Annotated in this window: 10 protein-coding genes and 1 pseudogene; 8 read left to right on the top strand and 3 right to left on the bottom strand. The window is 33.7% G+C overall.

Translation table 11 applies throughout. From position 1 onward, the window contains the following. Positions 1 to 108: 108 nt before the first annotated feature. A complete protein-coding gene (locus AAGD42_RS01830; RefSeq protein WP_341753049.1) occupies positions 109 to 939 on the bottom strand; it encodes a YihY/virulence factor BrkB family protein in 831 nt (276 codons plus the stop codon). A 111-nt stretch (positions 940 to 1050) separates the two neighbouring features. Then, positions 1051 to 1944 (bottom strand): uracil-DNA glycosylase family protein, encoded by an 894-nt coding sequence (locus AAGD42_RS01835; protein WP_341753050.1) that lies wholly within the window; start codon positions 1942 to 1944, stop codon positions 1051 to 1053. Positions 1945 to 1970: 26 nt separating this feature from the next. Between AAGD42_RS01835 and AAGD42_RS01840 the strand changes: the two genes are divergently transcribed. The 7 genes from AAGD42_RS01840 (at position 1971) to ftsY (ending at position 9590) form a co-directional block, all read left to right on the top strand. After that, positions 1971 to 2909, top strand: a complete 939-nt coding sequence (locus AAGD42_RS01840) for an RluA family pseudouridine synthase (protein ID WP_341753051.1) — start codon at positions 1971 to 1973, stop codon at positions 2907 to 2909. Next, positions 2906 to 3790, top strand: a complete 885-nt coding sequence (gene prmC, locus AAGD42_RS01845; protein WP_341753052.1) for a peptide chain release factor N(5)-glutamine methyltransferase — start codon at positions 2906 to 2908, stop codon at positions 3788 to 3790. The genes AAGD42_RS01840 and prmC overlap by 4 nt, the downstream gene beginning before the upstream one ends. Positions 3791 to 3823: 33 nt before the next feature. Beyond that, on the top strand, positions 3824 to 4282 hold the full coding sequence (locus AAGD42_RS01850; RefSeq protein WP_094649769.1) for a DNA polymerase III subunit chi: 459 nt from the start codon (positions 3824 to 3826) through the stop codon (positions 4280 to 4282). A gap of 293 nt (positions 4283 to 4575) precedes the next feature. After that, positions 4576 to 5460, top strand: a complete 885-nt coding sequence (locus AAGD42_RS01855; protein WP_341753053.1) for a glycine--tRNA ligase subunit alpha — start codon at positions 4576 to 4578, stop codon at positions 5458 to 5460. Continuing rightward, on the top strand, positions 5453 to 7735 hold the full coding sequence (gene glyS, locus AAGD42_RS01860; RefSeq protein ID WP_341760751.1) for a glycine--tRNA ligase subunit beta: 2283 nt from the start codon (positions 5453 to 5455) through the stop codon (positions 7733 to 7735). Before AAGD42_RS01855 ends, glyS begins: the two co-directional genes overlap by 8 nt. A 5-nt stretch (positions 7736 to 7740) precedes the next feature. Beyond that, on the top strand, positions 7741 to 8682 hold the full coding sequence (locus tag AAGD42_RS01865) for an L-threonylcarbamoyladenylate synthase (protein ID WP_341753362.1): 942 nt from the start codon (positions 7741 to 7743) through the stop codon (positions 8680 to 8682). Continuing rightward, positions 8679 to 9590, top strand: coding sequence for a signal recognition particle-docking protein FtsY (gene ftsY / locus AAGD42_RS01870; RefSeq protein ID WP_341753055.1), 912 nt, complete (start codon positions 8679 to 8681; stop codon positions 9588 to 9590). The genes AAGD42_RS01865 and ftsY overlap by 4 nt, the downstream gene beginning before the upstream one ends. 41 nt (positions 9591 to 9631) lie before the next feature. Here the strand turns inward: ftsY and AAGD42_RS01875 are convergent. Further along, positions 9632 to 9847, bottom strand: a pseudogene (locus AAGD42_RS01875) (helix-turn-helix domain-containing protein); the annotation flags it as partial. Between the two features lie 427 nt (positions 9848 to 10274). Between AAGD42_RS01875 and AAGD42_RS01880 the strand changes: the two are divergent. Then, positions 10275 to 10445 carry a hypothetical protein gene (locus AAGD42_RS01880; protein WP_341760752.1) on the top strand — a complete coding sequence of 57 codons (171 nt, stop codon included), beginning with the start codon at positions 10275 to 10277 and terminating at the stop codon, positions 10443 to 10445. Positions 10446 to 10500 lie beyond the last annotated feature (55 nt).

Raw genomic sequence — 10500 nt, forward strand, 5'->3', positions numbered from 1 at the left:
ATGGATTGCTTCGGAGGCTTACGCCTCCTCGCAATGACGCTTGGCGAGCAGATTTTTTATTCATCATCAGAAAATACAAAAAAACTGAACACTCACAAAATTTTACTTTTATTTAATAACTGGGAGATGCTTTTTTAGTAGGTAATTAAATTCTGCACCATATATAAAAATCATGTTAATAATATAAAAGAATATTAGAGTTCCTATTATACCACCAAGTGAACCATATATTATGCTTAATTGGTTATAACTTCTTATCCAAGTAGATAATAAATATCCACTTATCACCCATAAAATTACTGTTAATAAAGCTCCAGGAACTACCTCTGTAAAATTTAATGTTATATTAGGGACGATATAATATAATGATGATGAGGTAATAAATAATGAACAAAAAATTATAACATATCGTAAAATAGTTAGAGCTAGCATATGTTCTTCCATTATTTGTAAAATCATCGGCAGTTTTGTCAATATTATTGGCACTATAATTAAAATGAACATAGCAAAAGTAACGAATATGCTGATTACTAAGAACTGTACTATGCTAAGTAATCTTCGTCTTATGTATGGAGGGGGTGATTTTATTTCATATACCCTATTTAAGATTGTTCTTAAACATTCAACAAAAGATGATGCGGTCCATATACTTCCTACTATCGCTACGGTCATTAGGCTTTGAGGTGGAGTTTTACTAAGTTCATTTATCCTAGTTTTTATTGAGTCAGTAGCCAATTCTGGCATACTCTCAAGAAAGATAGTTATAAAATTCTGCCCGAGTTCTGAGGCACCAATAAAACTTGTTAATGCTAATAAAAAAACTAAAAAAGGAAAAAATGCCATGAGTATCATAAATGACATATACCCTGAATGTTCAACCCCATCATGTTCAATTGTTTTTAAAATTGCCTGATATAAACATTTTATAATTCTTTTCATCAACTGACTTTATTTTGTTTTATATTAGTTAACTATTTAAGGCTCTAGATAGCCTCTCCGTCATTGCGAGACCATGTAATGGTCGAAGCAATCCATATTAGATTGCCACGCTCACATACGTTCGCTCGCAATGACGTTGGTATTGATATAATCATGGATTTTTATTAAATCATACCAGGTAGTTTTTTTCTGCATTGGCTGTCTAAGCAGGTAGGCAGGATGGAAGATAGAAGTGGTTTGAATCGGCTTGATAAGATACTGATTGGTATATAAATAATATTCTTGTCTGATTTTACTTATACCAGCATTTTTACCAAGCAAGCTAGTTGCTGCAACATTTCCCACTAAAACAATTAGTTTTGGGTTTATTAAAGCGATATGTTTTTCAACAAAAGGTCGGCAAATATCTATTTCTTCTTGTGTTGGTTGGCGATTGGCTGGTGGTCGCCAAAATACCGTATTAGTAATATAAGCATTATGTTTCCTTGAAATATTGATAGAGGCTAAGACATTATCGAGTAATTTACCGCTTTCACCGCAAAATGGTATACCCTCTGCATCTTCGCTACTACCTGGTGCTTCTCCAATAAACATGATAGAACTTTGTGGATTGCCATCAGCAAATACGGTTTTATTAGCTAATTTCTTTAAATCACAACCGTTAAAATCCATTAATAGTGTTTTTAATTCTTCTAAACTGCTAGCTGAGTCAGCCAAAGATCTAGCAAGCTGTATACTCGAATGGTTTGAAGAATTGTTGTCGCAAATAGTGCTAGGGATGCTCACCTGCTTCATTTTACTTAAGTTTACCACACTATTCTCTTGTTTGTTGTTGCCATTCTTCAAATCATTTGAATATATAGGAGCTGCCATTGGTTTTTTTTTCTTAATATTAGAATTTATCTGTATTTTTTGCTGATTAATAGTTGATTCTGATAAATAATAATCTATACCAATTGCTTGCAGCCATTTTAGTTGGTTGATTTTTTTTGTTAAATGAGTCATTTTATTATTTTAAAATATTTCAAGTAATGGAAGAATATAACATACCCAAAAATCTAGATGGATTTAGACTTGATAAGACTTTGGTAAGTCTTATCAGTAAAACATCTAGAAGCCAAGTTCAGAAGATGATATGTGACTCCCAAGTACAAGTTAACAGTCTGATTATTTCTGATTCTAACTTTAAGGTCAAGGAGAATGACATTATTTCAGTATTTTTTAAAGCCCCTGATCCATTAACAATGCAGGAAGCTGATATTAAACTTGATATTTTTTATGAAGATGAAGATTTAATAGTTATCAATAAAGCAGCTGGTATGACCTTTCACCCTGGCAGTGGAAACCACCAGGATACCTTGGTAAATGCCTTGTTACACCATGCAAAATCTTTATCTAGCATAGGGGGGCTGGAAAGACCTGGTATTGTTCATCGTTTGGATAAAGATACATCAGGGCTTATGGTGGTAGCAAAGAATAATTTTGCCCATGTACATCTTGCAAGTCAGATAGAAAGTCGTAATCTTATACGCAAATATAAAGCGCTAGTTTGGGGTATTATCAATCCACAAGAAGGAGTTATAAGAAATAATATCGGCAGAGACCGTATCTTACGGCAAAAAATGACTATTTTAAAATTTGGTGGTAAAGAGGCGATTACTCATTATAAAACAGAGGAAATATTTTTTAATGGTATTATAAGTATGTTAGAATGTCGACTTACTACCGGGCGAACTCATCAAATTAGAGTGCAGTTGAGTCATTTAAAACATTCTGTAGTGGGAGACCAAACTTATGGCAAAAATAGTAGGAAAGTTAACTGCAATTTTAGCATAGTACCACAAAAATTAATGGATTTCAAGAGGCAAGCATTACATTCTTGGTATATAAGTTTTTCCCACCCGGTAAGTGGTAAATTATTAGAATTTGAATCACCCCTACCACCGGATATTACGGAGATAATCGCATGAATATAAAAGAATCCTTAATTTATGCTACTAGCAAATTGCAAGCAGTAGGCATTAAATCAGCTAACTTAGAATCACGCATATTGATGCAACATGCGACTAATAAGTCTATTGAATATTTATTAGCAAGGTCAGAAGAAGAATTGACCCAGCAACAACAAACTATTTTTGAGAATTTGGTTAATAGACGTAGATCACTAGAGCCAATAGCCTATATTGTAGGATATAAGGAATTTTATAGTTACCAATTTATTATAAATGATAAAGTACTTATTCCTCGGCAAGATACCGAGACTATTGTAGATGCGATTTTAAAGGATGTTAAAAAAAATTGTTCATTCAAAACAGAGTTAACAATATTAGAACTTGGCACTGGTAGCGGCTGTATTGCTATAAGCTTATTACTAGAAATGCTAAATGCTAATATCAATGTTAATGTAACTGCTACTGATATAAGTAATGAAGCTATTGCTATTGCCCGTCAAAATGCTATAAAATATAAGGTTTTTGATAGATTTAAAATAGTTAATAGTAACTGGTTTGAGAATTTAAAAAAGCAAAAATTTGATATTATTGTAAGTAATCCACCCTATATTTCCTTTGATGATACTGTTTATATGTCTCCTGAGACCCTAAAATATGAACCACACTTAGCCTTATTTGCTGAAAATAATGGTTTAGCGTCATATTACATAATTGCTAAAGAAGCTAAGGGTTTTTTAAAACAGAATGGTAAATTATTTTTAGAGATTGGCTTTAATCAAGTGGCATCTGTTACAGAAATTTTTGTAAGTCATGGCTATACGGTTCTGCAAGTGTATAAGGATCTAGAAGGTCTAGATAGAGGGCTATTGATAGTTGACAGCAACTATCAATATAATTGATAAATTACTTAAGATTTAGAAAAGAGAAAAATCATGCAACAATTTAGTTTTTATCACACTACTGAAGGATTAGTATATAAGACAAGCTGTCTTTTAGTAGAAAAATCTTACCATAGCAATTTGAGAATTGTGGTTTTAGTTCCAGATATTGAAGTACAAGAATCACTAAATAAGATGATATGGACTTATTCTAGAAAACAGTTTATTCCGCATGGTAGTAAACTTGATCCATTACCAGAGAAGCAACCAGTCTATATTACTCATCAGTTAGAGAATCCTAATCAGGCTACCATCCTAATAATTATTGCCCCATTTGATATACAAGAAATTCTTAATAACAAAAATTTTGCACATTTTCAGAGAGTAATTATAATATACGATGCTTTAGATAATTTAAGTTTAATAATTAAAACAATAAATGAACTAACTATTGCAACACCGATAATTGATTGTTATAAACAGAGTCCAATGGGAACGTGGAGTAAGATTTAATATAGCTAACCTGATTAGTATTAGTTCGTCATTGCTAGGAGCCGCTTTGCGGCGACGAAGCAATCCAGGAAAGTGACCCAAATAGATTGCCACGACCACTATGTGGTCTCGCAATGACTTATATGCACCACAAACGTCATTGCGATGAGCTACTTTAGTAGCGACGAAGCAATCCGTTTCTAATCACTTTTCTGGATTGCTTCGTCGCCGCAAAGCGGTTCCTAGCAATGACGAAATAATAGTAACCTGATTAGCTATATTATTTTTTTGAAAGAACAAACAAAATTACCAACATGCAAAAATTATCATTTCAACAAATTATCATGACCTTACAAAATTATTGGCAGGATTATGGCTGTGCAATTTTACAACCATATGATGCTCACGTTGGAGCTGGCACTTTTCACCCTGCCACTGTATTACGGACTCTTGGTAAAAAACCTTGGTTTGTAGCTTTTGTTCAACCTTCTCGGCGTCCTCATGATAGTAGATATGCCATGCATCCGAATAGAATGCAGCATTATTATCAATTTCAGGTTATACTAAAACCATCTCCTGACGATATACAACAACTATATTTAAAAAGCCTTGAATGTCTTGGTATAGATTTGCAAAAACATGATATTAGGTTTGTTGAAGATGATTGGGAGTCTCCTAGTCTTGGAGCTGCCGGACTTGGGTGGGAAGTATGGTGTGATGGTATGGAAGTATCGCAATTTACTTATATGCAACAAATTGGTGGTATTGATTGTCGCCCAGTGGCTGGTGAGATTACCTATGGTTTAGAGCGTCTGGCACTTTATATACAAGGTATCAATGAAGTTAAAAATATTGACTGGAATGGTCAGGTTGGAGAAAAAGCTTTAACCTATGGTGAAGTAGATTTTGCTGCTGAAAAGCAATTTTCTAAGTTTAATCTAGAATTAGCTGACACAGCAATATTATCTCAGCATTTTATTGATAGTGAAAAACAATGTAATGAATTAATTGCCGCAGATTTACTGTTACCAGCCTATGATTATTGTATTCAAGCTAGCCATCTTTTTAACCTGTTAAATGCTCGGGGAGTAATTAGCGTAACAGAGAGAGCATCTTACATACTCAGGATACGTAACTTGGCAAAAATATGCTGTCATAAATGGTTAGAATTAGAAGATAAAGAAGAATTATATGAGTGAGTTATTATTAGAGCTTTTTAGCGAAGAGATACCAGCTTTGATGCAAAAAAATGCGGCAGAAGCTTATAAAACCATATTTACGACAATTTTGCAGGAAGGTGAGATAGTTGCTGATGTTCAGGTATTTATTGGACCTAGGCGTATTGCTATATATATTACAAATTTACCGAAATTTATACCACCAAAAGAAATTATCATAAGAGGACCAAAAGTTTCGGCAGCACAACAAGCTATAGAAGGATTTTGTCGAGCAAATAATATTGAGCAAAATAAATTGTCTACGCTATTAGTGCAAGGGCAATTATATTATATAATAGTAAAGAGTACCGCAGAAACCGATATACGAATATTATTGCAAGAGATAATTCCTAAAGCAATTAGTAAGTATATTTGGTCAAAATCTATGCATTGGGGGAATTATGATATAAGTTGGATTAGACCGCTTAGGAATATTTTATGTATATTTGATGGTGAAATACTAGCAATTAAATATGGGCATTTGACGGCAAATAATATTACTTTTGGGCATAGATTTCTTAGTCCTGAACCGATTGCGAACTCAAATGATCTGGAGAATTGGAACGAAAAACAAGGGGTGAGCGAGCGGAGCGTAGTAAATCTACGTGAGCACGCGAATACCCCGAAGTTTTGCGGAGCCAATTCTTCAAAGCATTTGAGTATAGACAGTTTTTCTGAATACCAGAATAAGCTGCGGGAAAGTAATGTCATTATTGATCAACAAGAACGCAAGGAGATAATAAAAAATCAACTATCAGAAATAACCAAGTCACTTAATTTAGTAATAAAAGATGATGAGAAATTATTAGAAGAAGTAACAGGGCTAGTAGAATTGCCAGTGGTTATGGTCGGTAAAATACCTGAGATATTTTTGACGTTACCTAGTGAAGTGCTGATTAGCTCAATGCGTACTCATCAGAAATATTTTAGTACTTTTGATCAGGCTGGTAATTTCGCCCCTTATTTTCTTTTTGTTAGTAATATGCGACATGATCAAAATATTATAGTAAGTGGTAACGAGAAAGTATTGGCTGCTAGATTATCTGATGCTTTATACTTTTATCAGCAGGATTTGTCTAACAGCTTAGAATCTAGATTATTAAAACTTGAGCAGATAACTTTCCACGCAAAGATTGGTAGTATAAGACAAAAAACGGAGAGAATTGCTAATATTTGTAATTATATAATAGACTTCCTGGATAAGTCAGAGATAGTTGATGGATTTTTAGGAAAAACGAAGCCGAGTACCGCAGCGTACATAGACGTACGTGAGGAACGAAGGCGAGTTTCAACGACAAAATCACCAACTAGATTGACTTATCCAGGAAGTCTAATGTCAGGAAGTCAGGATTTGCAAGTAGCAGCTAGACTTTGTAAAAGCGACCTAACAACTGAAATGGTAGGAGAATTCCCCGAACTGCAAGGTATTATGGGATATTATTACGCCAAATCTGAAGGGTTAAATGATCAGATTGCCTTGGCAATAAGAGACCATTATAAACCACAAGGTCCATCGGATAGTTTACCAATGGGGGATACTGCAATATTGGCTATTGCCGATAAATTGGATAGTTTAGTAGGTTTGATATTAATAGGAGAAGAACCAAGTGGCTCAAGAGATCCTTACTCACTTAGACGACAAGCATTAGGTATTATTAGGACAATTTTAGCTAATAAACTAACTATTAATATTAAGCAATTAGTTGCGTATGTAATTCAGCTATACTCTGAAGAAAACATAACATATACTAAAAGTAGTCAGATAATTTTAGAGTTTTTAGAAGAGCGAGCCAAATATTATTTCAAGAATCATTATGATCTATCGTTAATTAATGCAGTGCTTGATTTTGATATTGAAGGAGATTTAATGATTAGCGAAATAAAGCTTAGTGCTTTACAAAAGTTTTTAGCTGGATCTGAGGGCGAGAATTTATTAACTATTTACAAAAGAGCAAATAATATATTAGAAGGTAATAATATAGCAGGAGATGTTAATCAGGAGGCTTTTATTTCACAATATGAGCAACAATTATTTTCATCGTTGGAAAACGTTTCTAAGCAAATAGACATATCCATTGCCGAAAAGGATTTTACTAAAGCATTGAGAGGACTACTGGAAATGTTGAAACCTATCAATGATTTTTTTGATAATTTGATGGTTAAAGATGAAGATCGTATAATTGCTAATAATCGTTTATTGTTATTAAAAATGGTTAGACAATTATTTAATAAATTAGCAAAATTTAGTGCTTTATGACGGATATATTAAGGCAGGCTGCCAAATTTATTAAATCTGGTAATATAGTAGCCTTTCCCACAGAAACAGTATACGGACTTGGAGCAGATGCTAGTAATGAGCAAGCTTGTCAGAAAATTTTTAAGGTAAAAAAGCGTCCAAGCATAAACCCTCTGATTGTTCACGTGGCAACCATGAGCCAAGCTAAAACTATCGGGGAATTTAATGCAGATGCTCTTAAATTAAGTGAAGTATTTTGGCCTGGACCTTTATCGATTGTTGTGCCATTAAAAAGTGAAGCCAATATCGCTAAATCATTATTAGCTGGACTAACAACGGTTGCACTCCGTATACCATCGCATAATATTGCTTTGGAGCTAATAAGAAAATCTGGCACATCGATAGCGGCACCTAGTGCTAACCCATCAGGTTACATTAGTGCTACTACTTTAGATCATGTAAAAGAGCATTTTTCAGGTGAGAAAGATGTTTTTATTTTAGAAGATAATTCGAGTGATTATGAGTGTCAATATGGTATAGAATCAACCATAGTAGATAGTACTACTAATAACTTAACTATTTTGCGAGACGGTTTTATTACGTTGGAAGCGTTAGAGAAGGTTATTGGTAAGAAAATAGACAAAGCTCCTTCCTTGATACAAATTAAAGCCCCAGGGATGATCAATAAACATTACTCGCCAAAAGTTAAAATGAGACTGAATGCAGAGAGTTTGGAAGCTAATGAGGTAGGTCTTAATTTTGCTAATAGTAAGCTAAAGGGCAATTTTTCGCTTAATTTAAGTTTAACTGGAGACTTAATTATCGCTGCTAGCAACTTATTTGCCAGTCTTAGAATATTGGATAATTATGCAGAATTAAATGGATTAGCAATTGCCGTTGCCTCTATCCCAGAAATTGGTATCGGTGTTGCAATTAATGACAGACTTAAAAGAGCGGCAATAAAATGACCTCTATATTTACTAAATTAAAACAGGTATTAGTCAATAGTTCCAATAAAATATCTTCAGGCATTGACCAAATATTTTATAAAAAAAAACTAGATGAGCAAACTTTAAGTGAATTAGAGGAGTTGTTAATATCGGCAGATATAACTGCTTCTGTGGCAATAGAACTGGTCAATAAACTAAGAGCTATCAAATTTGATAAAGAAGTAAGTAGCTTGGTAATCAAAGAGCAGCTTGCCGACATTATCGGGCAATTATTGATCAAGGCTAGTAAAAATTTTGAATTACACGATAAAAAGCTTAATGTCATATTAGTCTGTGGCGTTAATGGTTCAGGAAAAACTACCACAATAGGTAAGCTGGCTAGTATTTATCGTAAACAAGGTAAGAAAGTAGCAATTGCCGCTTGTGATACATTTAGAGCCGCCGCTGTTAATCAATTATCTAGCTGGGCTGATAAAAGTGGTTCAATGTTTATCACCGGCGAAGAATCAGCTGAACCTGCTAGTGTTGCTTATCTTGCTATGCAGTCTTCCATAAAAAATGATGTGGATATATTATTTATTGATACAGCTGGTAGGTTACATAACAAGAAGAGTTTGATGGAAGAACTTGCCAAAATTGTTAGGGTTATTAAGAAAATTGATGATACAGCTCCCCACCATAGTATATTAGTAATTGATGCAACTACTGGACAAAATATCTATAACCAAGTCGAGCAATTTACCGCTATTGCTAATATAACAAGTCTGATAGTTACTAAATTAGATGGTACGGCAAAAGCTGGTGTAGTGGTTGGTGTAGTACAAAAATTCGCCTTACCAGTATGTTTTTTAGGGATAGGAGAGAAGGTAGATGACTTAAAGCCGTTTGACCCGGCTGCATTTGCTAGTAGTTTAGTAGGAAATTAAATTGGCATCATTGCGGGGAGCTACTTTAGAACAATGAAGCAATCCAAAAATGGATCAACTATGTTAGCCAATATGGGTTTCTTACGGCTTATTTCATACAAGGCTTCATCGCCACCATTCTCATATAATTCCTTGAATCTATAATAACTATCTCTGCTATACCCCATTGTCTTACATGCACTAGATACATTTCCTAAGCTTTTTGCTAGTTCAAGTAATCCTATTTTTGGTCTTATTATTTTCTGATTTAAATTCATTTTAATCTCCATTTAATAATTTGTTTATTTTACTAAATGTAAGATTAAATCTCAACTACTTCAAACTGTAGACGAGAAACTATCAATGACAAGAGTTGACGAGAAGTTTTACTTAATTGTTTACCACAATTATTGGTAAGGTTTCACCATTCAGGCGGGACGAAATTACCGACTATATTATAAAAGATAACATCAGGATTTTCAACTAAAGCGTTAGGAAGAATTAATGATTCTGTCATATTTTTCCCCCTTGCAACAGGGTGAAAAATAGATTTTTTTGTAGGTCAATTTTGGGGAGTTTTAACAAAAAAACACTACAAAAACAATACAAAACTTTTTTAATGAAATTATAAAATAGTTGAAACAATAATATATATACTGGTTGGGAGGAGTTTTTTATACCACACCCCACATTCCTGCTGAGAATGTGGGGGAAGAAATAAAAGAAAAATTCTTTTACAACAAATTATTTCATTCAATGGAGGATGTGTTAAATAGAATGTCGGATGCTATATTAAAATATGAAGCAAGTCCTCAAATTGTTAAATCTATCACTAGTTGGAATTGGATTATTAATTCTGTATTCAAAGATAATTAGTATAAGATGCGTCGCCGCAAAGCAGCCCTGAGCCATGACGTCTTGTACTTTTTTC

The organism is Candidatus Tisiphia endosymbiont of Dioctria linearis (assembly GCF_964026545.1).
Classification (GTDB): Bacteria; Pseudomonadota; Alphaproteobacteria; order Rickettsiales; family Rickettsiaceae; genus Tisiphia.

Bases quoted from the DNA above. Each gene is read 5' to 3' on its own strand.
- AAGD42_RS01830 (WP_341753049.1), bottom strand. From the start codon at position 939: ATGAAAAGAATTATAAAATGTTTATATCAGGCAATTTTAAAAACAATT.
- AAGD42_RS01835 (WP_341753050.1), bottom strand. From the start codon at position 1,944: ATGACTCATTTAACAAAAAAAATCAACCAACTAAAATGGCTGCAAGCA.
- AAGD42_RS01840 (WP_341753051.1), top strand. From the start codon at position 1,971: ATGGAAGAATATAACATACCCAAAAATCTAGATGGATTTAGACTTGAT.
- prmC (WP_341753052.1), top strand. From the start codon at position 2,906: ATGAATATAAAAGAATCCTTAATTTATGCTACTAGCAAATTGCAAGCA.
- AAGD42_RS01850 (WP_094649769.1), top strand. From the start codon at position 3,824: ATGCAACAATTTAGTTTTTATCACACTACTGAAGGATTAGTATATAAG.
- AAGD42_RS01855 (WP_341753053.1), top strand. From the start codon at position 4,576: ATGCAAAAATTATCATTTCAACAAATTATCATGACCTTACAAAATTAT.
- glyS (WP_341760751.1), top strand. From the start codon at position 5,453: ATGAGTGAGTTATTATTAGAGCTTTTTAGCGAAGAGATACCAGCTTTG.
- ftsY (WP_341753055.1), top strand. From the start codon at position 8,679: ATGACCTCTATATTTACTAAATTAAAACAGGTATTAGTCAATAGTTCC.